We start from the raw sequence: 26,789 nt of genomic DNA, 5'->3' as shown, positions 1-26,789 counted from the left end.
GGCTCGCGGCGAGCTGGTAAGAAGAGCGGATGGAACCAGTCAGCGCCGCCGACGAGGTCGTGCGCATCTGCCGCGACCTGCTCCGGATAGACACCAGCAACACGGGCGACCCGCGGACCACCGCCGGCGAGCGAGCCGCCGCCGAATACGTCGCCGAGCAGCTCACCGAGGCCGGCATCGACGTCGCCCTGCACGAGTCGGCTCCCCGGCGGGCCAACCTCGTCGCCCGGATCCCCGGCCGCGACCCGTCGCGCGGCGCCCTGCTCGTGCACGGCCACCTCGACGTCGTCCCCGCCGACGCGAGCGAATGGTCGGTGCACCCGTTCTCCGGCGAGGAGAAGGACGGCTACCTCTGGGGCCGCGGCGCGATCGACATGAAGGACTTCGACGCGATGATGCTCGCCGTCGTCCGCGACTGGAAGCGCCGGGGCGTCGTCCCGCCCCGCGACATCGTCCTCGCCTTCACCGCGGACGAGGAGGCGGGCATGGAGTACGGCTCCCAGTACCTCGTCCGCGAGCACGCCGGCCTCTTCGACGGCTGCACCGAGGCGATCGGCGAGGTGGGCGGGTTCTCGTACACGGTCAACGACGACCTGCGCCTCTACCTGGTCGAGACCGCCGAGAAGGGCATCGACTGGCTGCGCCTGCACGCCAAGGGCCGCCCTGGGCACGGCTCGTTCGTGCACGACGACAACGCCGTCACCGCCCTCGCCGAGGCCGTGGCCGCCGTGGGCCGGCACAAGTTTCCGATGGTCGTCACGCCGACCGTCCGGTCCTTCCTGGAACAGGTCTCCGAGGCCCTCGGCATCGAGCTCGACCCCGACGAGCCCGAGCTCGCCATCGCCAAGCTCGGCCCGATCGCCAACCTCATCGGCGCCACCGTGCGCAACACGGCCAACCCCACCCGGCTCGAGGCCGGCTACAAGGACAACGTCATCCCCGGCCGGGCGTCGGCCACCATCGACTGCCGTACCCTGCCCGGCCAGGCCGAGCTCTTCCTCGAACAGCTGCGCGACGTGATCGGCCCGGACATCGAGATCGAGCACCTGCAGCGGCAGGCCGCCCTGGAGACCGGCTTCGACGGCGCCCTCGTCGACGCCATGGGCGCCGCGCTGCGCGCGGAGGACCCGGGGGCGCGCGCCGTGCCGTACATGCTCTCCGGCGGCACCGACGCCAAGGCATTCACCACCCTGGGCATCCGCTGCTTCGGCTTCGCGCCCCTCAAACTCCCCGCCGACCTGAACTTCTCCGCTTTGTTCCATGGCGTCGACGAGCGCGTCCCGGTCGAAGGACTACAGTTCGGCGTGCGTGTGCTCGACCGCCTGCTCCAGGCGAGCTGAGCCGACCGCCTGCTGCAGGCGAGCTGATGAGAGGACTTTACTGACCATGACCGACCAGTACGCGGAGCTCGACGCCGCCCTCGACCGTGTCGTGGAGGCCGCCAGGGCGCACCTGGCGGCGGTCAAGGCCGCCCAGGGCCGGGTCGACGACGACGACGTGTGGCAGGCCTACGTCGCCCTGAACAACACCTCCTTCGCCTACGACGAGCAGCTGCTCGACGCGTTCGGCGAGGTCACGCCCTGGGACGTCGAATCCATCGACCCCGACGAGGCGGACGCCCGCTTCGGCGCGGCCGCCGGCCCCGACGGCGGCACCCCCGCCGACCCGTACGGCCAGGTCATCTCGGTACGCCAGCGCCGCGACTACCGGGTGCCGAGCGTGTCGGCGCTGCTGCGGGTCGCGGACGCCGCCCGCCGCAACCTGGTCCCCGAGGACGAGGAGCCCGGCGCGGTCGAGTCGGTCGGCGAGGCCGTCCTCGAGCTGCTGCAGGCCGGCGACGGGTCACTGGCGTCGCTCGACGTGCCCGAGCTGGAGCCGCTCGACGGGCTGCTGACGGTGTCCGAGGTGAAGGAGCCGCTCGACCTGGAGGCGTTCCCGGACGAGGACGGCGCGGGTCCGTTCACCCCCGGGGCCGACGATCAGCTGGTGGGACGGCTCGACGAGCACCCGTTCCTGCCCGACGAGGAGGACGAGCACGCGGGTCACCAGCACTGAGCTGCTGGCCTGCGCTGCGCTGCGGCGGCACTGCGCCCCGGGGCAGGTCGGTGTCGAGGACACCAAAACAGACCACGGCAAAGAGCGCCTGGTCTGTTTTGGCGCCTTCGACACCGACGGGCGCAGTGCGACCTTGGTTGCGGGCAGACCAGGCGGGGTCGGGGCCGTTGGCAGGGGAGTGACCCTGTGGGGGCGCCGGGAGGGTGGGCCTTACAGAGAGAGGCCCGGCTGGAGAGTGCTTCCCGCCTTGCGGCGGAGCATCACCTGCCGGGTTCCGTCGCGGAAGAGCTGGACTCGGGCCAGCTCCCATCCGGAGAACTCCGCTTGGATGGCTAGCTGCGCCGCGGCGGTCAGACGATCGACATTCGATGGCAACCGCAGCGGCGCGTATTCGTAGTCCATGGGTCCTAATATGCGTCAGCGGCGGGTGTGCCACCAGCCCCCGGGCCGGTCAGGCCCTCGCGTTCCGGGTAGCCGATCGGCACCGCCGAGACGTCGTCGAGGGCTCGGGCGATCTCGGCCGGCAGGGTGAGCTGCTCGCTGAGCAGGGCGCCCTGGAGCTGGCCGGCGGTGCGGGCGCCGAGGATGGGCGCCGCCACGCCCGGGCGGTCACGGATCCAGGCCAGGGCCACCTCCAGCGGTTCCACGCCGAGGCCGGCGGCGGCCGTCACCACCGCCTCGACGATGCTGGAGCTGCGGGGCTCGAGGTAGGTCCGGACGAACGGGGCCAGATGGTCCGTCGCGGCGCGGGAGTCCAGCGGGCGGCCGTTGCGGTACTTGCCCGTCAGGACACCCCGGCCCAGGGGTGACCAGGGCAGCACGCCGATGCCGAGGGCGGCGGCGGCCGGCAGGACCTCGCGTTCGATGCCGCGTTCGAGCAGCGAGTATTCGACCTGGGTCGCCACGATGGGCGTCCGGCCCGGGAACGCCCGCTGCCAGGTGGCGACCTGGGCGGTCTGCCAGCCGGCGAGGTTGGACACGCCCACGTAGCGGACCCGGCCGGTGTGCACGGCGTGGTCCAGCGCGGCGAGGGTCTCCTCCAGCGGGGTGTGCGGGTCGTAGCCGTGCAGCTGCCACAGGTCCACGTAGTCGGTGCCGAGCCGGCGCAGAGACGCGTCGAGGGTGCGCAGCAGATGCCCCCGGGAGCTGTCGCGGCGCCGGTGCGGCGTGTGGCCCAGGCCGGCCTTGGTGGCGATCAGCACCTCGTCGCGGGGCACCAGCGGGCCCAGCAGCGAGCCGATCACCGCCTCCGCGTCGCCGTCGCCGTACACGTCGGCGGTGTCGACCAGCGTGCCGCCGGCGTCCAGGAAGAGCTTGAGCTGGGCGGCCGCGTCGTCGGCGTCGGTGTCGCGTCCCCAGGTCATGGTGCCGAGGGCGAGCCGGGAGACCGCCAGCCCGCTTCGGCCGAGCGGTCGCTGTTGCATGGGTGAACCTTATTCAGGCGCGACCACCTGCGGAACGCCTGTGCCGGGCCGATCCGGCGTCGGGTACGCGACCAACTCGACGAAGATCACACAGCGTGTTCGCCTAGGCTGCGTACTGCGGAGTATCGGTGCTCCGGCGGCAGGAACGGGAGGATCCGTGCGGCTCGGACTCAACCTCGGTTACCAGACCTCGTGGACCACACCCGCCGACCACCTGGCGATGGCCCGGGAGGCCGACCGGCTCGGCTACTCCGTGGTGTGGACGGCGGAGGCCTACGGCTCGGACTCGCCCAGCATGCTGGCGTGGATCGCCGGGCAGACGGAACGCATCGACCTCGGCTCCGCGGTCATGCAGATCCCGGCGCGCACCCCGGCGATGACCGCGATGACCGCCGCGACCATCGACACCCTCTCCGGCGGCCGGTTCCGCCTCGGCCTCGGCGTGTCCGGCCCGCAGGTCTCCGAGGGCTGGCACGGCGTCCGGTTCGCCAAGCCGCTGGCCCGCACCCGCGAGTACGTCGACATCGTCAAGCTGGCCATCGCGCGCAAGCCGGTCACGTACGAGGGCGAGCACTACCGGCTCCCGCTGCCGGACGGGGCCGGGAAGGCGCTGCGGCTGGGCTTCCATCCGCCGCGTAAGGCCGTACCCGTCTATCTCGCGGCCGTGGGGCCGAAGAACCTGGAGCTGGCCGGCGAGATCTCCGACGGCTGGCTGGCCGTCTTCTTCGCGCCGGACGCCGCGCAGGAGAGTCTGCAGCACATCCGGCGCGGGCGGGAGAAGATCGGGGCCGGGCTCGACGGCTTCGACGTCTGCCCCAGCGTGCCCGTCATGATCGGCGACGACGTGGCCGCCTGCGCCGACGTGATCCGCTTCTACGCCGCGCTCTACGTCGGCGGCATGGGCAGCCGCGAGCAGAACTTCTACAACCAGCTCGCGGTGCGGATGGGCTACGCGGACGAGGCCCGCAAGGTGCAGGACCTCTACCTGGCCGGCAACCACCGCGACGCGGCCGAGGCCGTGCCGCAGGAGTTCATCGAGCGGACGTCCCTGATCGGCCCGAAGGAGCGGATCACCGAGCGCATCCGCGAGTACGCCGCGGCCGGCGTCACCACGCTCTCGGTGAGCCCGTTCGTGCCCGACCGGGACAGCGGCATCGAGACCCTGCGGACGCTCGCCGAGGCCTACGAGGCGTCCGGCGTGGCCGGGTAACCATGGCCACCGTCCTGCTCCTGCGCCACGGTCGTACCACCGCCAACGCCAGCGGCGGGCTTGCCGGACGGCTGCCGGTCGAGCTCGACGACATCGGCCGTGAGCAGGCCGTACGCGTCGGCGAGCGGCTGCGCAAGCTGCCGCTCGCCGCGGTGGTGACCAGCCCGCTGAGCCGCTGCCGGCAGACGCTGGAGCTGGCCCTGCCCGACGTGACCCCGGTGGTCGACGAGGGGCTCGTCGAGTGCGGGTACGGCGCCTGGGAGGGCCGGCCGCTCAAGGAACTGGCCCAGGACCCGCTCTGGCCGGTCGTGCAGCAGCACCCGAGCGCCGTCGTCTTCCCCGGCGGGGAGGCGATGGCGGCGATGTCGGCGCGGGCGGTGGCCGCGATCCGGCGCCGCGACGCCCAGGTGACCGCCGAGCACGGTCCCGAGGCGCTCTGGCTGGCCTGCAGCCACGGCGACGTGATCAAGGCGATCGTGGCCGACGCGATGGGGCTGCACCTGGACGAGTTCCAGCGCATCGTGGCCGACCCGGCATCGCTCAGCGTGATCCGCTACACGCCGACCCGGCCCTTCCTGGTCCGGCTCAACGACACCGCCGACCTGGCCGGTCTGGTGCCTCCGCCGCGGACGGACGGTCAGGCGGTGGACCCGGCCGCGCAGTCCGACGCCGCCGTCGGGGGCGGTGCCGGAGCGGGCGTCTGAACACCCTGCGTGACGCCGTTGTAGGCAGCTTGTCACCGCCGGGGCCGCTCGCGTTGCGCCCTCGGCGAACCGGCCCGGTGCGCTGCGCGCTCGGGTACGCGGGCGGATAGGGTCGTTGTCATGACCCACCAGGTGCATGCCTTCGAGCCGCCGGAGCGGTTCGTCGCCGGGACGGTGGGCGAGCCGGGCGACCGGACATTCTTCCTCCAGGCCCGCGGCGGCGGGCGGGTGGTCAGCGTGGCGCTGGAGAAGGTCCAGGTGTCGCTGCTCGCCGAGAAGCTGGAAGAGCTGCTCACCGAGGCCAGCCGGCGCTTCGGCGTCGAGCTGCCCGAGACGTCGCCGGCGGCGGCCAGCGACAACGAGCCCCTCGACACTCCGGTCGACGAGGAGTTCCGCGTCGGCACGCTCGGCCTCGCCTTCGACGTCGACACCACCACGGTCGTCATCGAGGCGATCGAGGCGGGGGAGGGCGACGCGGAGGCCGATCTCGCCGGCGACGAGGACGACGAGGAACCGCTCGACGACGACGAGGACGACGAGCCCGACGACGACCTCGACCGCCTGCGCGTACGCCTCACCCCCGAGGCGACCCGCGCGTTCATCGACCGCGCCCGGCGGGTGGTCGCGGCCGGCCGGCCGCCGTGCCCGCTCTGCGGCCAGCCGCTCGACCCGGCGGGCCACCTCTGTCCCCGGCACAACGGCTATCACCGGTGACGACGGAGTCCTCATCCGTGCTCGCCGAGGAGGACGCCCTCGAGCTGCTCACCCGGGGGACCCTGGAGCTCGAGGGCCGGCTGGTCGACGCCTCCAACACCACCCTGCGCGCCGAGATCACCCTCGACGGGCTCACCCGCCGCTGCGTCTACAAGCCGGTGCAGGGTGAGCGCCCGCTGTGGGACTTCCCGGACGGCACCCTGGCCGGCCGCGAGGTGGCGGCGTTCCTGGTCTCCCAGGCGACGGGCTGGGGCCTGGTGCCGCCCACGATCCTGCGCGACGGGCCGCTCGGGCCGGGCGCCTGCCAGCTCTGGATCGACGAGCCGCCCGGCGCCGAGGCACTGATCGGCTTCGTCCCGGCGTACGAGGTGCCGCAGGGCTGGTTCCCGGTCGCCGCGGCCCGCGACGAAGCCGGCGACGCGTACGCGCTGGCCCACGCCGACGACCCCCGCCTGGCCCGTCTGGCCCTGCTGGACGCGGTCATCAACAACGCCGACCGCAAGGGCGGCCACGTGCTGTACGCCGCCGGCGGCGGCGTCCACGGCGTCGACCACGGGGTCTCCTTCCACGTGGAGAACAAGCTGCGCACGGTGCTGTGGGGCTGGACCGGCAAGCCGATCCCGCCGGAGTCGATCGAGGTGCTGCGCCGGCTCGGGGAGCTGCTCGACGCGGGGCTGGGACAGCGGCTCGAGGAGCACCTCACGGTGTCCGAGGTGCAGCACGCGTCCCTGCGGGTGCGCAGGCTGGTGCGGGCCGGGACGTTCCCGGCGCCCCCGCAGGACTGGCCGGCCGTGCCCTGGCCCCCGATCTGAGCGCCCTGAGTCTTTACTCACGCCCGTGCGGAAGTGTCGGCGGCTCTCGATAGGCTTTTGACCATGGACGCTTGGACCGGGCACGACGTGCCGACGCTGCCGGGAGACGCCGCTCCGCCGGCCCTGTTCGACTCGGCCCGCCGCACGATCGCCCCCACCACGCCGGGGGGCATCGCGACGATGTACGTCTGCGGGATCACCCCCTACGACGCCACGCACCTGGGCCACGCCGCCACGATGATCACGTTCGACCTGGTCCAACGCGCCTGGCGCGACGCCGGCCTCGACGTGCGCTACGTGCAGAACGTGACCGACATCGACGATCCGCTGCTGGAGCGCGCCGCCCGCGACGGCGAGGACTGGATCGTGCTGGCGATGCGCGAGACCGCCCTGTTCCGCGAGGACATGGAGGCGTTGCGGATCATCCCGCCCGCGCACTACGTCGGCGCGGTGGAGTCCATCCCGGCCATCGCCGCCCACGTGCGGGAGCTGGTCGCCGACGGCGCGGCGTACCCGCTCGACGACGGCACCGGCGACGTCTACTTCTCCGTGGCGGCGGCGCCCAGGTTCGGCTACGAGTCCCACCTGTCGCGCGACGAGATGCGCAAGCTTTCCGCCGAGCGCGGCGGCGACCCGGAGCGTCCCGGCAAGCGCGACCCGCTCGACCCGCTGCTGTGGCGCGGCGCCCGCGAGGGCGAGCCCGCCTGGGACGGCGGCGACCTGGGCCCGGGCCGCCCCGGCTGGCACATCGAGTGCGCGACCATCGCCCTGGGCCTGCTCGGCACCACGATCGACGTCCAGGGCGGCGGCAACGACCTGCTCTACCCCCACCACGAGTGCTCCGCGGCCCACGCCGAGCGCCTCACCGGCGCGGCGCCGTTCGCCGCCCACTACGTGCACGCGGGCATGATCGGCCTCGACGGCGAGAAGATGTCCAAGTCCAAGGGCAACCTCGTCTTCGTGTCCCGCCTGCGCGGCGACGGCGTCGACCCGATGGCGATCCGCCTCGGCCTGATGGCCGACCACTACCGCAGCGACCGCCAGTGGACCGACGACGTCCTCAAGGCGGGCCAGCTGCGCCTGTCCCGGTGGCGTGAGGCGGCGGCCGCGCCGTCCGGCCCGTCGGGCGAGGGCCTGCTCGCGTCGGTCCGCGAGGCGCTGCACCGGGATCTGGACACCCCGGCGGCGCTCGCGCTGGTCGACGCCTGGGCGGAGGCGGCGCTGTCGGGGGCCGGCGACGACCCGGCCGCACCGGCCCTCATGGCCGCGACGGTCGACGCGCTGCTCGGCGTCCGGCTCTAGGGGCCTGCGGCTCCGCGGGCGAGGTCGCCAGGCCGGACGCCGAGCTGCGGCGCGGGGTGGCGGTGCCGGGTTTCCCCGCGCTGGGGCCGTGCGCGACCCTGCCCGTCACGCGAGGCTGAGGCCGGGGTCGGGATCCGGCTCGGGCGCCGGCGCCGGGATCCGGTACTCCTCGGTGAGCGTCGTCATCGGGCCGGGCCACGTCGCCTGCGCCACCTCGATCGGCTTGCGCGTCTCGTCGAAGGCCACGTGCAGCAGGTGCAGCACCGGCGTGTCCGGCCGGATCTGCAGGATCTCCGCCTCCTCCCGGCTCGGCTGGCGCGCGCTGATCGTGTCCGTCGCCGAGGCGTACCGGCGTCCGATCGCCTCCTCGGCCTCCTGGTAGAGCGGGCGCCCGAAGGCCTCCAGGCGTTCCAGGGAGGTGCCGGTGGTGTCGGTGACCCGGAACCAGGAGGCGCCGACCTCGACCGTGGCGTCGTCGGTGCGCACGACGTGGCGCCGTACCAGCATCTCGGTGCCGTCGCGGACGCCGAACGCGTCGGCCACCTCCGGCGGGGCGGCCTCGCGGCCGACGCGGGTGAGCTGCTGGCGGTACCGCGCGGCGAGGTCGGCGTGGTAGCCGCGGTGCACGCCGTAGCGGCCCCGGGAGAGTCGGTTGAGGCGGCGCCGGGTGCCGCGGACGTACGTGCCGGAGCCGGGCTTGGTGATCAGCACGCCCTCGACCCGCAGCTGGTCGACCGTCCGTTGCACCGTCTGCTTGGCCACGCCGAACATCTCGGCCATGGCCGGGATCGACGGCAGCCGCTCGCCGGGCTGCCAGTCGCCGCGCCGGATGCGCTCCTTCAGCTGGGCGGCGATCTGCCGATGCGGGAACTCGGCGGCGCCAGGATTGATCGTCATGCTCCGACCTCCAGACCCTAGGTTCCTAGGATGCCGTACGGGTGGTGCGCCGTGCCGCACCGACACGCCGGAGCCGCGACGGCGCACACGGGCACCTGCCGGCCGGCGGCGTTCCGGGTGACCATTAGGCTGTCTCGCCATGGAGGCTCTGCGGTTGGTCCTGCGCTACGCGCATCTCGTCGGCTTCGCGCTGCTGCTCGGCGGTGCGATCGTCCAGTTCGTCTCGGGCAAGCTGCGGATCAACCCGGCCATGCTGTGGGGCGCGATCATCCAGGTGCTGACCGGCCTGGCCCTCTCCGCGCCGCTTCCCCGTGACGGCGACGCACAGCCCGACCCGGCCAGGCTCGCCGTCAAGCTGGTCGTCGCGATCCTGATCCTCGTGATGGTGTTCGTCCCGTGGCGGCGCAAGCGCGAGGACGTCAACCGGGGTCACTTCATCGGCATCATCGCCATGACCCTCGTCAACGCCGCCGTCGCGACCTTCTGGCGCTAGCCGGCCCGTTTCCCCCGGCATGGCTCCGCGTCCGCGCGGGGCCATGCCCGTCGGGAGGGGCCGACCCCGACCGTCCCGGGTGGACGAGTCGAGGAAGCGGTGCGGCTCACCAGGATCCGGCGGTCGGACCGGCCGAGCCGCCGCGCCGGCGCAGGTACTTCTCGAACTCGCTGGCGATCTCGTCGCCGGTCAGCGGCTTGATGCCCTCGTCGCCGACGCGTTCCTCCAGTTCGCGGACGTACTCGCCGAGCTCGGCGTCCTGCTCCGCGGCGGCCCGGACGCGCTTCTCCCACTCGTCGGCCTCCTCGGCGAGGTCCGCGAGCGGCACCGGCAGGTCGAGCACGTCCTCGAGGCGGCTGAGCAGCGCCAGCGTCGCCTTCGGGCAGGGCGGGTTGTTGGCGTAGTGGGGGACGTGCACCCAGAAGGAGAGGGCGTCGAGCTGGGCGCGCCCGGCCGCCTCCTGCAGGACGCCGACGATGCCGGTGGGGCCGTCGTAGCGGGTGGGCACGACCTTGTACTTCTCGGCGACGGCCTTCTCCGAGGCGGTGCCGCTGATCGGCAGGGGCCGCGTGTACGGTACGTCCGCCAGCAGCGCGCCCAGCAGCACGATCCGGTCCACCTCCAGGCTGTGGCAGACCTCGAGGATCTGCTCGCAGAAGGTGCGCCACTTCATGCTCGGCTCGATGCCGCGGATGAGCACCACGTCACGCTCGGTGCCGGGCGGGCTGGCCACGCTGAACCGGGTCGTGGGCCATTCGATCTTGCGGGTCTCACCCTCCGCCATGGTGATGGTCGGGCGGCTGACCTGGAAGTCGTAGAACTCCTCCGGGTCGATGGTGGTGATCTCCCGGGCCTGCCACACCTGCTCGAGGTGCTCCACCGCGGCCGTCGACGCGTCGGCGGCGTCGTTCCACCCCTCGAAGGCGGCGATCGCCACGGGGGAGCGCAGCAGGGGGAGGCCGTCGAACTCTGTCACGATGCCAACCTTTCGTACCTCAGTACCCAGAGCCTACGTGCCGTCACGGAATCCCACTCGGCGGCCGCGCCGTGCGCCGGCCCGCGGCGCGGCAGCGTGCGCGGCACGGCGGCGTGCGCGGCACGGCGGCGTGCGCGGCACGGCGCGAGCGGGGGAGCGTGCCGGGCGGGCCGCGCCGGCCCACGGCGGCGGCGGGCGGCCTCAGCGGACGGCGTGCGGGGCCAGGACGGCGGCGCAGCGCAGATTGCGGTACTGACCGCGGTAGTCCAGGCCGTAGCCCACGACGAGGCCGGGATCCACGTCGAATCCGACGTACGTCGGCACGTCGAACGCGGGGCTGTGCGGCCGGCGCAGCAGCGCGCAGACGGCGAGCGAGGCGGGCCGGCGCTGCTGGAGGCTGGCGATCAGCCAGGACATGGTCAGGCCCGTGTCGACCACCGTCTCCACGATGATCACGTCGCGCCCCTCGATGTCCAGATCGAGGTCCTTGAGCAGGCGTACGGCGCCCGAGCTGCGCTTGCTCGTCGTGTACGAGCGCATCGCCATCCAGCCGACCTCGACCCGGCTCGGCAGGGCCCGGGCCAGGTCCACGGTGAACGTCGCGGCTCCGCCCAGCACGCCGACGAGGACGAGCTCGCGCCCGGCGTAGTCCTTGCCGATCGCGGCGGCGAGCTCGCCGACGCGGAGCAGGATCTGTTCCTCGGTGAACAGCACCGACTCCAGGTCGCCCGCCACGTGCTCGGCGTCCACTCATCCCCCCGCAGAACGCTGCCGGCCAGTCCTGCGGGAATCCTGACACGCGCGGACGGCCCGGCCAACAGCGCTGTCGCCCGGACGGCTGACGTGTCGGTGCCGGGCCGGTCGCGGTGATCCTGGTCACGGGCCCACCGCCGGTGCGGGCCCGGACGTGCGGCCGGGGGAGATCACGAAGCCGCAGTTCCGCCCCGGGGCCGGCACCGTCGGCCGGGCGTTCATCCCGGTGCCGACCGTAAGGCCGACCTTCACGTCGTATGTCCAGGTTTTTGGCCGGCCCTTTTTGCTGCGAACCGGTCTCCGGTAATGTCCGCGCGTCTCAGTATTCATTTGTTCGTCGGCACGGTGGAGTTGTTGCATGGCACAACGGTTCACGCTCGGGGAGATCCGGACCCGCACGTACAAGGATCGCGACGCGTGGTGGACCGTCTGGCTGGTGGACCCGCTGGCCTCGCGGCTCGTCTGGCTCGTCGCGCCGGTGCGGTGGATCACGCCCAACCTGTTGACCATGGGTGCCTTCGTGCTCGGCCTCGTCGCCGCCGCGTGCTTCGCCGCCGGTGACTACCCGTGGCTGGTGGCCGGCGCGCTGGTCTTCCACCTCAGCTTCGTGCTCGACTGCATGGACGGCAAGATCGCCCGGCTCAAGGGCAACGGCTCGGTCTTCGGCTCGTGGCTCGACTACGTCTTCGACCGGCTGCGCGTGGTCGTCTGCGGGGTCGCCCTCATGGCCGGCCAGTACGCGCAGACGGACGACATCCGCTACCTGTGGATGGCCGGCGTGGTCATCTTCCTGGACGGCTTCCGCTACCTCAACGCCCTGCAGATGGGCAAGGTCAAGAACGACATGCGGCGGCGCCTGGAGGCGGCGCAGGGTGAGAACGCGGCCCGGCCGATGTTCGTCGAGGAGGCCGGCGTCGAGCACCCGGTGGGCGCGGTGAGCGCGGTCTCCACGGCCACCGACGGCAGGGGTGCCGAGCGGCCCGTGGTCGACGTGTACGGCGACTTCCGCGCGAAGTTCAGCGCCTTCGTACGCCTGCGCAACATGCTGGTCCGCCAGCGGATCCGCGCGCACCTGTTCAGCGGCATCGAGTTCCAGATGTTCGTCTTCATCGTCGGCCCGCTGGCCGGCCAGATCATCCCGGTGACGATCGTGTCCGCGGTGCTGCTGACGGCGTTCGAGCTGCTGCTGATCTACAAGCTCTGGACGGCGACCCGCAGCTACACCCGGCAGCTGGCGAAGCTGGGCGTCATCTCGGAGGCCCAGGCGGAGGCGGTCGCCGCCGCGGCGGGCGTGGAGCCGGTCGAGCAGGTGGTCGACGGCGAGCAGCTCGACGCCGACACCGTCGGGCTGCCCACGATCACCGCCCGCTCCTGAGCCCCGCCCGCTCCTGAGCCCCGCCGGGTCTGATCCCCTGCCGGGGCGGACCGCCTGCACTCTGACCGGTCGTGCCGTGTCCGGACCGGCACCGGCGTGGCAAGCTGTCCGGCCATGGACGCAGTCGCGATCTCCGGTGTGATGGGCCTGTGCGTGGTCGCCGTGGTCGCCCTGGTGGTCCTCGGCGTGGCCGCCGGCCGGCGCCGCGAGCGCGAACGCCGGGAGGCGTTGCACGGCTGGGCCTCCGCCCACGGCTGGACGCTGGTGGACCGTCCCGCGGTCGACTGGAGCGCGCGGCTGCCGGGCCGCAACCGGCGGGGCGTGACGCTCGCGCTGACCGGGCCGTTGTGGGGGCGCCGGGCCAGCGTCGCCGACTACTCGTACACCGAGACCACCACGACCAGCACCTCGGACGGCCAGGGCGGCACGACGCACGGCACGCACTCGACCACGCATCACTACACGGTGCTCGTGGTGCATCTCGACCGGCCGTCGCCGTACCTGGGGGTCCAGCCCCGGGGGACGCTCGCCAAGTGGGGCCGGGCGCTGTTCGGCGCGGGCTCGACGCTGGGCAACGAGCAGTTCGACAAGGACTTCCGGGTGGTGGGCGAGCCGGCCTCCTCCCCGTACGCGCTGAGCCCGGCCCTGCTCGCCGCCCACGTGCAGGGCGCCGCGCCGGCCTGGACGCTGTCCGGCACCGACCTGATGACCTGCACGCCGGGCCGGCTGAAGGATCCGGAGTCGATCCCGTACCTGCTGGGTTCGCTCTACCGGGTGGCGGATCTGCTGACCGGCCGTACGCCGGTGGCCGGGCAGCCATAATCTCCCCGTGCGGGATCATCCACTGGAGGTCGGTGAGGACGCGACCACCTTCTTCCAGCCCCGGGCCATGGTCTTCGTGACGATGCTCTGGGTGATCGCCCTGGGCTGGCTCGCCTGCGGCGTGCTGGTGCTGCTGGGTGCCTACGCGCTGGGCGCGCGCCCGGCCGTCGGCGATCTCGTCCTGGCGCTGGAGAGCGTGCTGATCGGGCCGCCGGTCGTGGCCGGCACGATCCTGCTGCTGGCCTGGCGGCGACTCGGCTGGCTCAAGAGCTCGGTGCGCGGACTGGAGTTCGGGGCCACCGGCCGGCGCGGCGTCCATCTGCCCTGGCGGGCGGTGGCATCGGTGGGGTTGCGCCGCTGGGGGCCGTTCACCGAGCTCGTCATCACGCCGACCTCGCTGCGCGACGTCACCGAGCTGCCCGGCCCGGGACGGCGTCCCCGGATGCTGCGCCGCGACGGGGGCCCGGCGTTCGTGGTGGACGTGGGGCTGATGTCGCCGGGGCCGCAGACGCTGCTGGCGGAGCTGCACCGCCGCATCCCCAGCCGGGTCTGAGCGACCGCCCCCGGCTTGACCCCGGTCCGCCGTGGAAGCTAGGTTTAACCCGTCCGTTAATTAACGGAGGTGTTAAGTCACGTGGCCCCGGACCGGCTCAGCACCATCTTCGCCGCGCTCGCGGACCCGACACGCCGGGCGATCCTGGCCCGCCTCGCCGAGGGTGACGCGACCGTCTCGCAGCTCGCCGAGCCGTTCGCCGTCAGCCTGCCGGCGATCTCCCGGCACCTCAAGGTGCTCGAGAGCGCCGGCCTGATCTCCCGCAGCCGCTCGGCCCAGTGGCGTTCCAGCAGCCTGCGGGCGGAGCCGTTGCGGGAGGCCACGGCCTGGATGGAGGGCTACCGGCGGTTCTGGGACGCCAACACCGCGCCGCGGCCCGCGCCTCAGCGGGACGCGACGCCCGGGGCGCCGAAGGTGACCGGCACGCCGGGCGAGTAGAGCACGCTGACCGGCGGGCCGGCCATCGCCGGCAGGCCGGCCGCCCGGACCAGGCCGTCGCCGACCTCCAGCGCCTCGGCGCGGAACAGCGGCCAGCGCGGGTGCTCGTTCGGCAGATGCACCGTACGGCCCCAGGCCCGCGTGTGCAGCCCCCAGCGCGCGGTCAGGAAGTGCTCCAGCGGCGACGGCTCGTCGAGCGGCGCGCCCACGCGCACGGAGAAGGACGTGGCCGCGCCCCGCGGCCCGGGCCAGCGGCGCGTGCTGGCGTACCGGAGCACCCCGGCGTCCTTGCGCAGCGACATCCGCGACCACTTGTACGGCAGCCGCAGCAGCGCCTGCGCGGTCACCACCGGCAGCAGCCGCTCGGCGTCCAGCGACAGGAACACCACCGCCCGCCGGCCCCGGTCGTCGACGCTGTAGAGGCGCACGTTGGTCTCGAGGAACGTGCCGAGGTAGGGGATGCCCGGGCCGCGCAGCGGGCCGAGCCCGACCATGCGGAAGCCGATGAGACCCACGTAGGTGACTCCGTCGAGGGTGTCCGGCACGGTCCCGCGGGGCAGCAACGGCGCGACCGTCGCCGGCGGCACCGCCCAGTGCAGGAACGCCAGGTCCTGCCAGCGCTGCACCAGCCACGGCCGGCGCACCGGCCGCGTGGTCTCCGCAGTGACGTCCTCGATCCGCACCCACCCATCATTCCGGGTGGCGTCCAGGCACCCTCCGTATGGTGGAGGTGCTCCCGGTCTCTCGCCCCCTCGGAGGACCCGCATGCCGGTGCCGCGCCATCGCCTCGTCATCCCGGCCCTGTGCCTGGCCGCGCTCGTCGCTCTCGGCTGCGTGGCCGCGCCGCAGACCCCGTCCGGGCAGCCCCAGCGGCCCGCGGGGACACCGGCCACGCCGGCCGCGGAGCGCCCGGACACCGACCTCGACGGTACGGACACCGTCGAGGAGTTCCAGGCCGACCTGGAGGACGCCCGGGCCCTCGCCGAGGAGTACTGGAAGACGGAGTTCGAGGCGTCCGGGCTGACGTTCCAGCCGGTCGCCGAGCTGATCCCGTACGAGCGGGACGGCGAGGTCGGGTGCGGTGGCCAGCCCCTCACGCGCAACAACGCGGCGTACTGCTCGGCGGGGGACTTCATCGCCTACGACGTCCGCTGGGCGTTCTCGGCATTCCGGCAGATCGGCGACGCGTTCATCTTCTACCTGCTCGGCCACGAGTACGCCCACGCCATCCAGCGCCGGCTGCGCATCCAGCAGCAGTTCACCATCGAGCAGGAGCTGCAGGCCGACTGCATGGCCGGGGCGTACCTCGGCGACCTGGTCAAGGCGAAGCGGCTCCGCCTGGCCGACGGCGACCTGGAGGAGCTGGCCCTCGGGCTGGAAGCGGTGGGCGACGAGCCGGGCCAGCCGTGGTTCGCCGAGGGCGCGCACGGCACGGCGAAGCAGCGCACCCGCGCGTTCAGCAACGGTTACAGCCGCTCGCTGGAGCCGTGCAACCTGTCGTAGCGGTCACACCGGGTAGCGCTGGGCCGGTGGCAGGGCGGTGGGCGGGCGACAATGGCGGCGACCGACGGCTCAGCGGCGTGGGAGGCCTCCCCTGACATCACGACAACCGGCAGCGGTGCTCTTCGACATGGACGGCACCCTGGTCGACAGCGAGAAGGTCTGGGACGTCGCCCTGCGCGAGCTGGCCGCGCACGCGGGCGGCACGCTGTCCGATCCGGCCCGGCTCGCCATGATCGGCACCAGCATGGCCGTGTCGATGCGGATCCTGCGCGAGGACCTCGGCCAGCCGCACCGCGACGAGGCCGCCGACGTGGCGTGGCTGGAGCGCCGGGTCGCGGAGCTCTTCGCGGACGGCCTGGTCTGGCGGCCCGGGGCGATGGAGCTGCTGCGCGCCGTCCGCGCGGCCGGGCTGCCGGCGGCGCTGGTGACCTCCACCGGGCGGCGCCTCGTCGAGGTCGCCCTGGACACCCTGGGACGGGAGAACTTCGACGCGGTCGTCTGCGGCGACGAGGTGTCGGCCCCGAAGCCCGATCCGGCGCCGTACCTGACCGCGGCCGAGCTGCTCGGCGTCCCCATCGCCGCGTGCGTGGCGATCGAGGACTCGCCCGCCGGAACGGCCAGCGCGGTCGCCGCCGGCGCGGCCGTCCTCGCCGTGCCCGCCGAGCTGGAGCTGCCGCCGACCGACGGCGTCCACCTGCGCGACACCCTCGTCGGCGTCGACCCGCAGTACCTGGCGACCCTCTTCAGCCGCGTCACCACCTGACGCCCGGCGACCTCGCGACCGGCGGGGGCGCCGCGCGGGACCTGGCCGCCCGCTCCACCGCCGGCGCGGCGGAGCGGGCGCCGGACGGCGCTCAGTCGTGGGCGATGGCGCCCAGGACGTCGAGGCGGGCCGCCCGGATCGCCGGCAGTACCGCCGCGATCACGCCGACCAGGCGGCCAGCAGCAGGTAGCTTCTTTCGGTCTCCCTGTCCGACCTCGGCTCCTTCTGCCGGCGTCGGTAACCCGTCCGCCGGCTTCGGTCGCTCGTTGTTCCCGGTTGCCCGCCGTCTTCGGCCGCTCGCGGTGTCCGGTTGCCCGCCGTCTTCGGTCGCGGGGGGCGGTCAGCCGCCCGGGCGGACCAGGCCGGTCTCGTAGGCCAGCACGACGGCCTGGACGCGGTCGCGCAGGCGCAGCTTGGTGAGCATGTGGCCGACGTGCGTCTTGACCGTGGTCTCGCTGACCAGCAACGCCCGGGCGATCTCGGCGTTGGAGTGGCCCTTGGCCACGTGGACGAGCACCTCGCGCTCGCGCTCGGTGAGGGTGTCCAGCACGGGAGCGGCGGCGGTCGTCTCGGCGGCCGGGAGGATGTCGGCCATCCGGGTCAGCAGCCGGCCGAGGATCGCCGGTGCGACGACCGCGCCGCCGGCCGCCACCGTACGGATGGCAGCCACCAGCTCACCGGGCGGCACGTCCTTGCACAGGTAGCCACTGGCCCCGGCGGCGACGGCACCGAGAACCTGCTCGTCGGTGTCGTCGGCGGTCAGGATCAGCACCCGCACCGCCAGCCCCGAGCCGGCGATACGGCGCGTGACGGTCAGCCCGTCGAGCCGCGGCAGCCGCAGATCCATGACGACCACGTCGGGAAGCAACCGGCGTGCCAGGTCGACCGCCTCGGCCCCGTCACCGGCCTCCCCGACGACCGCGAGCCCGCCCGAGCCCGCCAGCACCGAACGCAACCCGGACCGCAGCATGGGCTGATCGTCAGCGAGCAGCACCCGGACGGTACGCCCGGCGGCCACACCGGCGCCCGCACTCATCCCGTCACCCGCCGACACCACCAGCCTCCCCCACGCGATCCCGCAGCTCACCCTAGGCGATCGGCGACCCCCACCCGGCCGCCGCGGGCGCGTCGTGCTCACGCCGGGGGCGCGTCGTGCTGACGCCGGGGGCGCGAGGTGCTGACGCCGCGGGCGCGTCGTGCTGACGCCGGGGGCGCGAGGTGCTGACGCCGGGGGCGCGTCGTGCTCCCGCCGGGGGCGCGTAGGTGCTCACGCCGGGGGCGCGTCGTGCTGACGCCGGGGGCGCGTCGTGCTGACCAAGCGGCGCTTAGTGCTGACGCCGTCAGGGTTGGCGGGGACCGGGCAGGGAAGCTTCGCCGGCTGGCGAGCGTTCCGCCGCGGCGCCGATAGGCGGGTCCTGCGCGGCAACAGTCGATCCGCCCGCCACTACCTCGCTCGGTCGGCCGGGAACGGCGGTGGTGGGCTGGCCGGCGGGCGGCCGGAGGCGGGGACGGGTTGGCCGTAGGCGGCGGTGGGCTGGTCGGGATCGGTGGTGCCCGGTTGGCCCGGGGCGATGGCGACGGGTTGGTCGGCTGAGGGGGAGATGGAGCGCTCGGCGGCGGTGGCGGTGGCGGTGGGCTGGTCGGGGGCGATGGGCTGCTCGGTGGCGCTGGGCTCGTCGGGGGCGACGGGCTGGTCGGTGGCGGTGGGCTGCTCGGGGACCGTGGGCTGGTCGGGTGAGGGGGTGGCGGCGGGCTCGGGGTAGGGCGGCGGGGTGCCGCCGAACTCCGGGCAGAACTGCTGGTGGCTGCACCAGCCGCAGAGGCGGCTCGGCTTGGGCCGGAAGTCGCGGTCCTGCTTGGCGCGTTCGATGGCGTGCGAGAGTGCCACCAGAGTCCGTTCGAAGCGTTCGAGCTCGTCCGCGTCCGGGCTGTAGTCGCAGACCTCGGCGTCCTTGAGATAGAGCAGGCGCAGCACGCGGGGGACGACGCCGCGGGTGCGCCACAGCACGAGAGCGTAGAACTTCAGCTGGAACAGCGCCCGGCCCTCGAAGGCCTCCCGGGGGGCGCCGCCGGTCTTGTAGTCGACCACCCGCAGGTCGCCCGCGGGGGAGACGTCCAGGCGGTCGATGTAGCCGCGGATCAGCAGCTCGTCGTCGACCAGCGTGGAGACGAGGCTCTCGCGCTCGGCCGGCTCCAGGCGCCGGGGGTCCTCGACCGCGAAGTAGCCGTCGAGAAGGTCGCCCGTGCTCGCCAGGAACGCCTTCAACCGGGCGGCCTCGTCCGGCTCGGGCATGCCGGGCAGCGCCTGCGCGAGGGCGCCGCCGTCGCCGACCAGCGCCTGCGCGAGGGTTTGGCCGTCGCCGACCAGCGCCTGGTCGCCGGCTCGGGCGCCGCTGGGCAGCGCCTCGCCGGCGGCTGCCGACCCGTGAGGCAGCGCCTCGCCGGCGGCTTTCGCGGCGCCGGGAGGGGCGGGCGGGGGTGCGGCGCCGGCCGGCCGGTCGACCACCGGAACCGGCGCGCGCGCGTCGCCGTCGTCGCCGAACAGCACCGACAGCCCCGGGTCGTCCGCCACCAGGCGCTCCCACTCGGGGGACACCAGCGCCGCCGCGGCCTCTGGTGTGCGGTCCGGGGCCGGCAGGTCGAAGAGGCGCTCGAGGACCGCGTGCACCAGCGTGCCGCGCACCTGGTCGCGGGTGGGCTGCTCGGGCAGGCGGTCGATCGTGCGGAAGCGGAACAGCAGCGGGCAGGTCTTGAAGTCCGCCGCCCGTGACGGCGACAGCGACGGCCCGGTGGGCCGCTCCAGGCCGGGCCCGGGAGCGACGGAAGAGGGCGGAGAGGTGGACGCGGACGCAGAGGGCTCAGAGGTGCAGGCGGAGGGAGAGGGAGAGGACGGACCCGGGTCGGAGGGGGAGCGGTCGGGCTCCGAGGGGGACCGGCCGGGCTCCGGGAGGGACCGGCCGGGCTCCGAGGGGGACAGGACCGTTTCTGCCGTCATGGGGACAAGGCTAGGGGAGGGGTACGACGAAACCGGCGAGGCGGGGCTCTCAGGCGCGCTCCGTAGCATCGAGGCCGTGGACGACACGAAGCGGCGCTCCCGGGCCGGTGGACGGATGGTCGGCCGGGTGCTCGGCATCCCGGTCTTCGTCAATGCCTCGATGCTGCTGCTCGCGCTGCTGGTCACCGTCGTGTACGGCGGGTACGCCCAGCGCCAGCTCGGCTTCGCAGGCCCGGCCGCGTACGCGATCGGCCTCGGTTTCGTGGGGTGTCTGCTCGGTTCCGTGCTGCTGCACGAGCTCGGGCACGCCCTGACCGCCCGGCGGTACGGGATCGGTGTGCGCGGCATCACCCTGGAGCTGCTCGGCGGCTACACGGAGATGGACCGCGACGCCCCGGTGCCGCGGGTCGACGCGCTGGTGTCGCTGGCCGGGCCGGCCGTGTCCCTGGTGCTGGGCGGCCTGGCCACCGGCGCGGCCGTGGTGCTTCCCGGCCGGACGGTCGCGGGGGAGATCGCGTTCCAGCTCGCCGCCAGCAACGTCATCGTGGCGATCTTCAACCTGCTGCCGGGTCTGCCGCTCGACGGCGGGCGGGCGCTGCGGGCCGGGCTGTGGGCGCTGATCCGGGACCGGAACCGGGCGACCGAGCTGGCCGCGTGGGCCGGGCGCGGCATCGCCCTGGCCACGGGCTGCGCCGTCGTCGCGCTCTACCGGCTCCAGGTGCTGACCCTGTTCGGCCTGGTCTTCGTCCTGCTCGTCGCGCTGACGCTGTGGCACGGCGCCGGTCAGTCGATCCGGCTCGCGCGGATGACCCGGCGGTTCCCGCTGGTCGATCTCGCCGTGCTCGCGCGCCCGCTGCTCGCCGTACCGTCGGGAACGTCGATCGCGGAGGCGCAGCGCCGGGCCGGGGAGGCCGGGCCGCGGCGCTCGGGCCTGGCGGTGGCCGACTCCAGCGGCCGGGTCGTCGCGCTGGTCGACGGTGCCGCCGTGGCCGCCGTGCCGGCCGAGCGGCGGCCGTGGGTCACCGTCGACGCCGTCTCCCGGGACGTGTCGCGGGTGCCGGCGATGCGCGTCGGGCTCACCGGCGAGCAGGTGGTCCGGGCCGTGCAGGCCCACCCGGGTGCGCAGTACGTGGTGACCTCAGGCGAGGATGTCGTCGGCGTGCTGCACGTCGCGGACCTGGCCGAGCTGCTGGAGCCGCGCCGCGCGGCCCGCCGTGCCACCGCCAGGTAGTCGAGAGAGGGATCCGTGACCGTTCAGCAAGACGCCGCGCCCGCCCACCGGGGACCGTTCCGAGCGGGTGACCGGGTGCAGCTCACCGATCCCAAGAACCGCATGCACACCATCGTCCTGGAGCCCGGCAAGGCGTTCCACACCCACCGGGGCGCGCTGGAGCACGACGCCCTCATCGGGCTCAGCGACGGCAGCGTCGTCACGTCCAGCGGCGGTACGCCCTACCTGGCGCTGCGCCCGCTGCTGGCCGACTACGTGCTGTCCATGCCGCGGGGCGCGCAGGTCATCTACCCGAAGGACGCCGCACAGATCGTCGCGATGGGCGACGTCTTCCCCGGCGCCAAGGTGCTGGAGGCGGGCGTCGGGTCGGGCGCGCTGACCTGTTCGCTGCTGCGGGCCGTGGGTGACGGCGGCGAGCTGCACTCGTACGAGCTGCGCGAGGACTTCGCCGCGATCGCCCGCCGGAACGTGGAGTCGTTCTTCGGCGGCCCGCACCCGGCCTGGCACCTGCACCACGGCGACGTCGCGAGCAACACCGAGACGGGTTTCGACCGGATCGTCCTGGACATGCTGACCCCGTGGGAGGCCTTGGACATGGTCGAGCGCTCGCTCGTCCCCGGCGGCGTCTTCATCGGGTACGTGGCCACGACGCCACAGCTCTCCGAGCTCGTCGAGGCGCTGCGCGAGCGCGGCGGCTGGACCGAGCCCCGGGCGTGGGAGTCGCTGGTGCGTGACTGGCACGCGGAGGGCCTGGCGGTGCGCCCGGACCACCGGATGATCGCGCACACCGCGTTCCTGGTGTCGGCGCGCCGGCTCGCGCCGGGTGTCACCGCGCCGCCGCGGCGGCGCAAGCCGAGCAAGGGCGCCGAGGCGTACGCGCTGCGCCGGGCCGCCCAGGCCGCGCTGGCGGCCGAGCGTACGGAGACGGCGGACGATCCTTCGGATGTGACGACCGGGCCGGGCATCCGGTAGTTTCCGTCGCGGGTTCGATGGGGCATGGGGAGGGAACGGGTGGGCGCGATGAGTTCTCCGCCGTTCGGTGGCAGCAACGAGATGCCGGCGGTCTTCCCTGACTGGTCGCCGTACGAGGATCTGGACTCGGCGGCCCGCGCCTACCTGCGCGACCCCGAGGTGGCGCTGGACGCCCTCTTCGGCGTGCTGCGCGGCGCGTCGGTGCTCTGTTTCACGCTGGAGCGCTTCGTCAACGAGGTCAACGGCGTCTGGCAGGAGGTCGTGATCTGCGACGGCAGCCGGCTGGTGCTCTGGCACGGCGAGGACGTGGCGCCCGGCGACGGGCCGGTCGGGTCGATGACCTCGTCGCTGCGCGTGGTGCCGCTGTCGACCGTGACCGAGGTCGGCTGCCGGCGGCGGCTGACCCGGACGTCGAGCGGGCAGGCGCGGGTCGACAGCATCGACGTCTACCTGCTGCTCAGTTCGGTGGACGACGCGGTGCCGCCGCCGGGCATGGAGGAGGAGGGCCGGGCGGCGCTGCGGCACGACGCGTTGCGCTTCGGCAAGACCCTCGACGACGGCGGTCCTGGGCAGATTGCCCGCTTGGAGGAGTTTTCCCGGATTGTCGCATCTTTGGTCGGCCGTCCGACACTGTGACATTTTCCTCCGGGTGACGCCGGGGAAAACGGGTCTCGAACGGGGGCCGAACCGGCGGTCAGTCCGCCTCGGGCCCGGCGACCTCGACGTCGTCGCGGGCGCGCACGACGTGGATGCAGTCGCCCGGGCACTCCTTCGCCGCGTCGATCACCTCGAGCCGCAGCCGCTCCGGCACGCCGGTGCGCACGCCGGGACTCTGCAGCAGCTCACCGGCGCTGTCCTTGACGTACGCGAGGCCGTCGATGTCGAACTCGAAGACCTCCGGGGCGTACTGCACGCACAGCCCGTCGCCGGTGCACAGGTCCTGATCCACCCAGACCTCGAGTTCGTCGGTTCCGGTCTGTGCAGACACCGAACACCTCCCACGTTTCGACCGCTCCGACCGTACCCGACAGGTCTGACCGCCCGGCGGGCCCACCCGACCCAATCGATCAAGGTTCAGTGACGAGGGTGTTGCATGGGTCGAAATCTCCGCCGCAGCGGTTAGTGTTGTCTCAAGACGTTCGAGCCCCCGGGGAGGTGGGACGTGGCACGTAGCGACGAGGCGGATTCACGCGCCGCACGTTGGGAGAAAGAGGCCAACGATCTCTCCAGCCAGGTTGCGTTCCTGCAGGAGGAACTCGCTCTGGTACGGCGCAAGTTGACCGAAAGCCCCCGACACGTCCGGCAGCTCGAGGAACGGCTCGCGGCGACGCAGGCGCAGCTGGCCCGGCTGACCGAGAACAACGACCGGCTCGTGGCGACCCTCAAGGAAGCCCGGGCTCAGATCGTCACTCTCAAGGAAGAGATTGACCGGCTCGCCCAGCCGCCCAGCGGCTACGGCGTTTTCCTGGCCGCTCACGAGGACGGCTCCGTCGACGTCTTCACCGGCGGCCGCAAGCTGCGCGTCGCCGTGTCACCGAGCCTCGATGCCGATGAGCTCAAGCGGGGGCAGGAAGTCCTGCTCAACGACGCGCTCAACGTCGTCGACGCGTTCGGCTACGAGCGGGTCGGCGAGGTCGTCCTGCTCAAGGAGGTCCTGGCCGGTCCCGGTGGCGCCCCGGGCGACCGCGCCCTGGTCGTCTCGCACGCCGACGAGGAGCGGATCGTCCACCTGGCCGAGTCGCTCCAGGTCTCGGCGCTGCGGGCGGGCGACTCGCTGATGATCGAGCCGCGCTCGGCGTACGCGTACGAGCGCATCCCGAAGAGCGAGGTCGAGGAGCTCGTTCTCGAGGAGGTGCCCGACGTCGACTACACCGACATCGGCGGCCTGCACTCGCAGATCGAGCAGATCCGCGACGCGGTGGAGCTGCCGTTCCTGCACGCCGACCTCTTCCGGGAGCACCAGCTGCGCCCGCCGAAGGGCATCCTGCTCTACGGCCCGCCCGGCTGCGGCAAGACCCTGATCGCCAAGGCGGTCGCCAACTCGCTGGCGAAGAAGATCGCCGAGCGGCGCGGCGAGGAGAAGCACACCAGCTACTTCCTCAACATCAAGGGTCCCGAGCTGCTCAACAAGTACGTGGGCGAGACCGAGCGGCACATCCGCCTGGTCTTCCAGCGGGCGCGGGAGAAGGCCGGCGAGGGCACCCCGGTCATCGTGTTCTTCGACGAGATGGACTCGATCTTCCGGACCCGTGGCTCCGGCGTCTCCTCCGACGTCGAGAACACCATCGTCCCGCAGCTGCTCAGCGAGATCGACGGTGTCGAGGGCCTGGAGAACGTCATCGTCATCGGCGCCTCCAACCGGGAAGACATGATCGACCCGGCGATCCTGCGGCCCGGCCGGCTGGACGTGAAGATCAAGATCGAGCGTCCGGACGCGGAGGCGGCGAAGGACATCTTCGCCAAGTACATCCTCCCGGGCCTGCCGCTGAGCGAGGAGGACCTCGCCGAGCACGGCGGCGACGCCGACGTGACGGTCGCGGCCATGATCGAGGCGGTCGTGCTCCGGATGTACACGGAGTCCGAGGAGAACCGCTTCCTGGAGGTCACCTACGCCAACGGTGACAAGGAGGTCCTGTACTTCAAGGACTTCAACTCCGGCGCGATGATCCAGAACATCGTCGACCGCGGCAAGAAGATGGCGATCAAGGAGTTCCTCACCTCCGGCAAGAAGGGGCTGCGGCTGCAGCACCTGCTCGACAGCTGCGTCGACGAGTTCCGCGAGAACGAGGACCTGCCCAACACCACCAACCCCGACGACTGGGCCCGGATCTCCGGCAAGAAGGGCGAGCGGATCGTCTACATCCGTACGCTCGTCTCCGGCGGCAAGGGCGCCGAGGCCGGCCGCTCGATCGAGACGGCCAGCAACACCGGTCAATATCTGTAGCAGGCGTATCCGGACGCGGGCGGAGGTCTCCTCCGCCCGCGTCTTCTCATCTCATTTCATCCGTCTTCGTTGCTCTGCGTGGTGACGGCCGACGGTTTCCCGCCTGTTCGGCGGCCCGATAACCCCCGAATGTCACCAAAGATCGCCACTGAGCGTGGCGTGACGCGTACGGCCCGAGGCGAGAAGCGATACGGAAGCGTCTAGGCTCGATACATGGGCAACGGCAGCACAGTGGCGGGCGGAGTGGTCGCATGAGCGTTCGGCGGATTATGGGCACCGAGGTGGAGTACGGGATTTCCGTGCCCGGGCAGCCCGGCGCCAACCCGATGGTCACCTCCTCCCAGGTCGTCAACGCCTACGGCGCCCGCCCCGAGCTCAATCGCGGCGGCCGTGCGCGGTGGGACTACGAGGAGGAGTCGCCGCTGCGCGACGCCCGCGGGTTCACCTACTCGGGCGCGGCGTACGACCCGGCGGACGCGCTCGCCGACGAGGACCTCGGCCTGGCCAACGTGATACTCACCAACGGCGCCCGGCTCTACGTCGACCACGCCCACCCGGAGTACAGCACCCCCGAGTGCACCAACCCGATGGACATCGTGCGCTGGGACAAGGCCGGCGAGCGCGTCATGGCCGAGGCCGCCCGCCGCGCCGCCACGATCCCCGGCACGCACCGCATCCAGCTCTACAAGAACAACACCGACAACAAGGGCGCCTCGTACGGCTCGCACGAGAACTACCTCATGCGCCGCCAGACCCCGTTCGCCGACATCGTCGCCCACCTCACGCCGTTCTTCGTCACCCGGCAGATCTACTGCGGCGCGGGCCGCGTCGGCATCGGCCAGGACGGCTCCGGATCCGGCTTCCAGATCTCCTCGCGCGCGGACTTCTTCGAGGTCGAGGTGGGCCTCGAGACCACCCTCAAGCGCCCGATCATCAACACCCGCGACGAGCCGCACTCCGACGCCGACAAGTACCGCCGGCTGCACGTCATCATCGGGGACGCGAACCTCTCCGAGATCGCCACGTACCTGAAGATGGGCACGACCGCGCTGATCCTCAACATGATCGAGGAGAAGGTCTTCACCGGCGAGCTGGGCGTCGCCGACCCCGTCTCGGAGCTCAAGGCGGTCAGCCACGACCCCTCGCTCAAGCACCTCATGCGGCTGCGCGACGGCCGCCGCCTCACCGCGCTGGACCTGCAGTGGGCGTACTACGAGCGCGCCAAGGCCTTCGTGGAGCAGCGGTACGGCACCGACGCCGACGAGCAGACCGAGGACGTGCTGCGCCGCTGGGAGGACGTGCTCGACAAGCTCGGCCGGGACCCGATGACCTGTTCCGACCAGCTCGACTGGGTCGCCAAGCTGCGGCTGCTCGAGGGCTACCGCGAGCGGGAGAACCTGGCGTGGTCCTCGCCCAAGCTCCAGCTGGTCGACCTGCAGTATTCCGACGTCCGGCCGGAGAAGGGTCTCTACCACCGGCTGGTGGCCCGGGGCTCGATGCAGACGCTCCTCGACCCCGAGGAGGCCACGCGCGCCATGGTGGAGCCGCCCGAGGACACCCGGGCGTACTTCCGCGGCCAGTGCCTGGCCCGCTACGCGTCCGAAGTGGTCGCGGCCAGCTGGGACTCGGTGATCTTCGACGTCGGCCGCGAGTCGCTGGTCCGGGTCCCGATGATGGAGCCCGAGCGGGGCACCAAGAAGCACGTGGGCGCGCTGTTCGACCGGTGCGACACGGCCAAGGACCTGCTCGAGGTGATCACCAGCCGGTGACCCGCTTCGCTGCGCGAGAAACACGCGGACGGGCAGGCGTTTTCGTCGTACCCGCAAGGTAGGTTTTTCCCAACCCGAACCGGT

Annotated in this window: 27 protein-coding genes and 1 pseudogene; 19 read left to right on the top strand and 9 right to left on the bottom strand. The window is 72.8% G+C overall.

Going from position 1 to position 26,789, the window contains the following annotated elements; translation table 11 throughout:
* Positions 1-29: 29 nt before the first annotated feature.
* Together IEY99_RS18240 and IEY99_RS18235 are read left to right on the top strand one after the other, a co-directional pair.
* Positions 30-1,340 (top strand): M20/M25/M40 family metallo-hydrolase, encoded by a 1,311-nt coding sequence (locus IEY99_RS18240; protein WP_189204662.1) that lies wholly within the window; start codon positions 30-32, stop codon positions 1,338-1,340.
* Positions 1,341-1,386: 46 nt separating this feature from the next.
* A complete protein-coding gene (locus IEY99_RS18235; protein ID WP_189204660.1) occupies positions 1,387-2,055 on the top strand; it encodes a hypothetical protein in 669 nt (222 codons plus the stop codon).
* A gap of 210 nt (positions 2,056-2,265) precedes the next feature.
* Here IEY99_RS18235 and IEY99_RS18230 read toward each other — a convergent pair whose 3' ends face one another.
* Complete coding sequence (locus IEY99_RS18230) at positions 2,266-2,457, bottom strand: DUF5703 family protein (RefSeq protein WP_189204658.1); 192 nt, start codon at positions 2,455-2,457, stop codon at positions 2,266-2,268.
* A gap of 5 nt (positions 2,458-2,462) precedes the next feature.
* Positions 2,463-3,479, bottom strand: coding sequence for an aldo/keto reductase (locus IEY99_RS18225; protein ID WP_189204656.1), 1,017 nt, complete (start codon positions 3,477-3,479; stop codon positions 2,463-2,465).
* A gap of 157 nt (positions 3,480-3,636) precedes the next feature.
* Here IEY99_RS18225 and IEY99_RS18220 point away from each other — a divergent pair, with 157 nt between their 5' ends.
* The 5 genes from IEY99_RS18220 to mshC all read left to right on the top strand — a co-directional run bounded on the left by IEY99_RS18220 (position 3,637) and on the right by mshC (position 8,221).
* Positions 3,637-4,689 carry an LLM class F420-dependent oxidoreductase gene (locus tag IEY99_RS18220; RefSeq protein WP_189204654.1) on the top strand — a complete coding sequence of 351 codons (1,053 nt, stop codon included), beginning with the start codon at positions 3,637-3,639 and terminating at the stop codon, positions 4,687-4,689.
* Positions 4,690-4,691: 2 nt separating this feature from the next.
* Positions 4,692-5,393 carry an MSMEG_4193 family putative phosphomutase gene (locus tag IEY99_RS18215; protein WP_189204652.1) on the top strand — a complete coding sequence of 234 codons (702 nt, stop codon included), beginning with the start codon at positions 4,692-4,694 and terminating at the stop codon, positions 5,391-5,393.
* Positions 5,394-5,513: 120 nt separating this feature from the next.
* Positions 5,514-6,107: a DUF3090 domain-containing protein gene (locus tag IEY99_RS18210; protein ID WP_189204651.1), complete on the top strand. Its 594-nt coding sequence runs from the start codon at positions 5,514-5,516 to the stop codon at positions 6,105-6,107.
* On the top strand, positions 6,104-6,919 hold the full coding sequence (locus tag IEY99_RS18205; RefSeq protein WP_189204649.1) for an SCO1664 family protein: 816 nt from the start codon (positions 6,104-6,106) through the stop codon (positions 6,917-6,919). Before IEY99_RS18210 ends, IEY99_RS18205 begins: the two co-directional genes overlap by 4 nt.
* Before the next feature lie 63 nt (positions 6,920-6,982).
* Positions 6,983-8,221, top strand: a complete 1,239-nt coding sequence (gene mshC, locus IEY99_RS18200) for a cysteine--1-D-myo-inosityl 2-amino-2-deoxy-alpha-D-glucopyranoside ligase (protein ID WP_189204647.1) — start codon at positions 6,983-6,985, stop codon at positions 8,219-8,221.
* Positions 8,222-8,326: 105 nt separating this feature from the next.
* Here the strand turns inward: mshC and IEY99_RS18195 are convergent, their stop codons facing one another.
* Positions 8,327-9,118, bottom strand: a complete 792-nt coding sequence (locus IEY99_RS18195; RefSeq protein WP_189204645.1) for a GntR family transcriptional regulator — start codon at positions 9,116-9,118, stop codon at positions 8,327-8,329.
* A gap of 139 nt (positions 9,119-9,257) precedes the next feature.
* Between IEY99_RS18195 and IEY99_RS18190 the strand changes: the two genes are divergently transcribed.
* Positions 9,258-9,611, top strand: coding sequence for a hypothetical protein (locus tag IEY99_RS18190; protein ID WP_189204643.1), 354 nt, complete (start codon positions 9,258-9,260; stop codon positions 9,609-9,611).
* A gap of 106 nt (positions 9,612-9,717) precedes the next feature.
* Here the strand turns inward: IEY99_RS18190 and IEY99_RS18185 are convergent, their stop codons facing one another.
* Together IEY99_RS18185 and hpt are read right to left on the bottom strand one after the other, a co-directional pair.
* Entirely contained in the window at positions 9,718-10,587 is an 870-nt protein-coding gene (locus tag IEY99_RS18185) for a PAC2 family protein (RefSeq protein ID WP_189204641.1), read from the bottom strand.
* A 201-nt stretch (positions 10,588-10,788) separates the two neighbouring features.
* Positions 10,789-11,337 carry a hypoxanthine phosphoribosyltransferase gene (gene hpt, locus IEY99_RS18180; RefSeq protein WP_189204639.1) on the bottom strand — a complete coding sequence of 183 codons (549 nt, stop codon included), beginning with the start codon at positions 11,335-11,337 and terminating at the stop codon, positions 10,789-10,791.
* A gap of 361 nt (positions 11,338-11,698) precedes the next feature.
* Here hpt and IEY99_RS18175 point away from each other — a divergent pair, with 361 nt between their 5' ends.
* From IEY99_RS18175 to IEY99_RS18160, 4 genes are all read left to right on the top strand, one after another.
* A complete protein-coding gene (locus tag IEY99_RS18175) occupies positions 11,699-12,715 on the top strand; it encodes a CDP-alcohol phosphatidyltransferase family protein (protein WP_189204637.1) in 1,017 nt (338 codons plus the stop codon).
* Positions 12,716-12,829: 114 nt separating this feature from the next.
* On the top strand, positions 12,830-13,537 hold the full coding sequence (locus tag IEY99_RS18170; RefSeq protein ID WP_189204635.1) for a hypothetical protein: 708 nt from the start codon (positions 12,830-12,832) through the stop codon (positions 13,535-13,537).
* A 7-nt stretch (positions 13,538-13,544) separates the two neighbouring features.
* A complete protein-coding gene (locus tag IEY99_RS18165) occupies positions 13,545-14,090 on the top strand; it encodes a hypothetical protein (RefSeq protein ID WP_189204632.1) in 546 nt (181 codons plus the stop codon).
* Between the two features lie 69 nt (positions 14,091-14,159).
* Positions 14,160-14,528, top strand: coding sequence for an ArsR/SmtB family transcription factor (locus IEY99_RS18160; protein ID WP_229798884.1), 369 nt, complete (start codon positions 14,160-14,162; stop codon positions 14,526-14,528).
* Here IEY99_RS18160 and IEY99_RS18155 read toward each other — a convergent pair.
* Positions 14,474-15,211, bottom strand: coding sequence for a YqjF family protein (locus IEY99_RS18155; RefSeq protein ID WP_229798882.1), 738 nt, complete (start codon positions 15,209-15,211; stop codon positions 14,474-14,476). The genes IEY99_RS18160 and IEY99_RS18155 overlap by 55 nt on opposite strands.
* A gap of 82 nt (positions 15,212-15,293) precedes the next feature.
* Between IEY99_RS18155 and IEY99_RS18150 the strand changes: the two genes are divergently transcribed.
* Together IEY99_RS18150 and IEY99_RS18145 are read left to right on the top strand one after the other, a co-directional pair.
* Positions 15,294-16,031 (top strand): neutral zinc metallopeptidase, encoded by a 738-nt coding sequence (locus tag IEY99_RS18150; protein ID WP_189204628.1) that lies wholly within the window; start codon positions 15,294-15,296, stop codon positions 16,029-16,031.
* A 115-nt stretch (positions 16,032-16,146) separates the two neighbouring features.
* Entirely contained in the window at positions 16,147-16,794 is a 648-nt protein-coding gene (locus IEY99_RS18145; protein ID WP_189204626.1) for an HAD family hydrolase, read from the top strand.
* 340 nt (positions 16,795-17,134) lie between these two features.
* Here the strand turns inward: IEY99_RS18145 and IEY99_RS18140 are convergent, their stop codons facing one another.
* Both IEY99_RS18140 and IEY99_RS18135 read right to left on the bottom strand, forming a co-directional pair.
* Positions 17,135-17,830, bottom strand: coding sequence for a response regulator (locus IEY99_RS18140; RefSeq protein WP_189204624.1), 696 nt, complete (start codon positions 17,828-17,830; stop codon positions 17,135-17,137).
* 657 nt (positions 17,831-18,487) lie between these two features.
* Positions 18,488-19,597, bottom strand: a pseudogene (locus IEY99_RS18135) (RecB family exonuclease); the annotation flags it as partial.
* Between the two features lie 307 nt (positions 19,598-19,904).
* Here IEY99_RS18135 and IEY99_RS18130 point away from each other — a divergent pair.
* The 3 genes from IEY99_RS18130 to IEY99_RS18120 are packed head-to-tail and all read left to right on the top strand — an operon-like array spanning position 19,905 to position 22,628.
* Complete coding sequence (locus tag IEY99_RS18130; RefSeq protein ID WP_189204891.1) at positions 19,905-21,020, top strand: site-2 protease family protein; 1,116 nt, start codon at positions 19,905-19,907, stop codon at positions 21,018-21,020.
* 15 nt (positions 21,021-21,035) lie between these two features.
* Positions 21,036-21,992 (top strand): tRNA (adenine-N1)-methyltransferase, encoded by a 957-nt coding sequence (locus tag IEY99_RS18125; RefSeq protein WP_189204622.1) that lies wholly within the window; start codon positions 21,036-21,038, stop codon positions 21,990-21,992.
* Positions 21,993-22,040: 48 nt separating this feature from the next.
* The gene (locus IEY99_RS18120) at positions 22,041-22,628 is read left to right on the top strand and encodes a hypothetical protein (protein WP_189204620.1); all 588 of its coding nucleotides are present in this window, start codon (positions 22,041-22,043) and stop codon (positions 22,626-22,628) included.
* Positions 22,629-22,686: 58 nt separating this feature from the next.
* Here IEY99_RS18120 and IEY99_RS18115 read toward each other — a convergent pair whose 3' ends face one another.
* Complete coding sequence (locus tag IEY99_RS18115; RefSeq protein WP_189204618.1) at positions 22,687-22,980, bottom strand: ferredoxin; 294 nt, start codon at positions 22,978-22,980, stop codon at positions 22,687-22,689.
* Positions 22,981-23,154: 174 nt separating this feature from the next.
* Here IEY99_RS18115 and arc point away from each other — a divergent pair, with 174 nt between their 5' ends.
* Positions 23,155-24,936 (top strand): proteasome ATPase, encoded by a 1,782-nt coding sequence (gene arc, locus IEY99_RS18110; protein ID WP_189204616.1) that lies wholly within the window; start codon positions 23,155-23,157, stop codon positions 24,934-24,936.
* Positions 24,937-25,187: 251 nt separating this feature from the next.
* The gene (gene dop, locus IEY99_RS18105; protein ID WP_373293377.1) at positions 25,188-26,705 is read left to right on the top strand and encodes a depupylase/deamidase Dop; all 1,518 of its coding nucleotides are present in this window, start codon (positions 25,188-25,190) and stop codon (positions 26,703-26,705) included.
* Positions 26,706-26,789 lie beyond the last annotated feature (84 nt).

The sequence above is a fragment of the Couchioplanes azureus genome (assembly GCF_014648355.1).
Classification (GTDB): domain Bacteria; phylum Actinomycetota; class Actinomycetes; order Mycobacteriales; family Micromonosporaceae; genus Actinoplanes; species Actinoplanes azureus.
Note: the sequence above shows the minus strand (reverse complement) of the source record. Positions and strands in the feature narration are given on the sequence as shown.

Bases quoted from the DNA above. Each gene is read 5' to 3' on its own strand.
- IEY99_RS18190 (WP_189204643.1), top strand. From the start codon at position 9,258: ATGGAGGCTCTGCGGTTGGTCCTGCGCTACGCGCATCTCGTCGGCTTC.
- dop (WP_373293377.1), top strand. From the start codon at position 25,188: ATGAGCGTTCGGCGGATTATGGGCACCGAGGTGGAGTACGGGATTTCC.
- IEY99_RS18140 (WP_189204624.1), bottom strand. From the start codon at position 17,830: ATGAGTGCGGGCGCCGGTGTGGCCGCCGGGCGTACCGTCCGGGTGCTG.
- IEY99_RS18150 (WP_189204628.1), top strand. From the start codon at position 15,294: ATGCCGGTGCCGCGCCATCGCCTCGTCATCCCGGCCCTGTGCCTGGCC.
- IEY99_RS18225 (WP_189204656.1), bottom strand. From the start codon at position 3,479: ATGCAACAGCGACCGCTCGGCCGAAGCGGGCTGGCGGTCTCCCGGCTC.
- IEY99_RS18230 (WP_189204658.1), bottom strand. From the start codon at position 2,457: ATGGACTACGAATACGCGCCGCTGCGGTTGCCATCGAATGTCGATCGT.
- IEY99_RS18120 (WP_189204620.1), top strand. From the start codon at position 22,041: ATGAGTTCTCCGCCGTTCGGTGGCAGCAACGAGATGCCGGCGGTCTTC.
- IEY99_RS18240 (WP_189204662.1), top strand. From the start codon at position 30: ATGGAACCAGTCAGCGCCGCCGACGAGGTCGTGCGCATCTGCCGCGAC.
- IEY99_RS18235 (WP_189204660.1), top strand. From the start codon at position 1,387: ATGACCGACCAGTACGCGGAGCTCGACGCCGCCCTCGACCGTGTCGTG.
- IEY99_RS18170 (WP_189204635.1), top strand. From the start codon at position 12,830: ATGGACGCAGTCGCGATCTCCGGTGTGATGGGCCTGTGCGTGGTCGCC.
- IEY99_RS18130 (WP_189204891.1), top strand. From the start codon at position 19,905: ATGGTCGGCCGGGTGCTCGGCATCCCGGTCTTCGTCAATGCCTCGATG.
- IEY99_RS18195 (WP_189204645.1), bottom strand. From the start codon at position 9,118: ATGACGATCAATCCTGGCGCCGCCGAGTTCCCGCATCGGCAGATCGCC.
- IEY99_RS18210 (WP_189204651.1), top strand. From the start codon at position 5,514: ATGACCCACCAGGTGCATGCCTTCGAGCCGCCGGAGCGGTTCGTCGCC.
- IEY99_RS18175 (WP_189204637.1), top strand. From the start codon at position 11,699: ATGGCACAACGGTTCACGCTCGGGGAGATCCGGACCCGCACGTACAAG.
- IEY99_RS18215 (WP_189204652.1), top strand. From the start codon at position 4,692: ATGGCCACCGTCCTGCTCCTGCGCCACGGTCGTACCACCGCCAACGCC.
- mshC (WP_189204647.1), top strand. From the start codon at position 6,983: ATGGACGCTTGGACCGGGCACGACGTGCCGACGCTGCCGGGAGACGCC.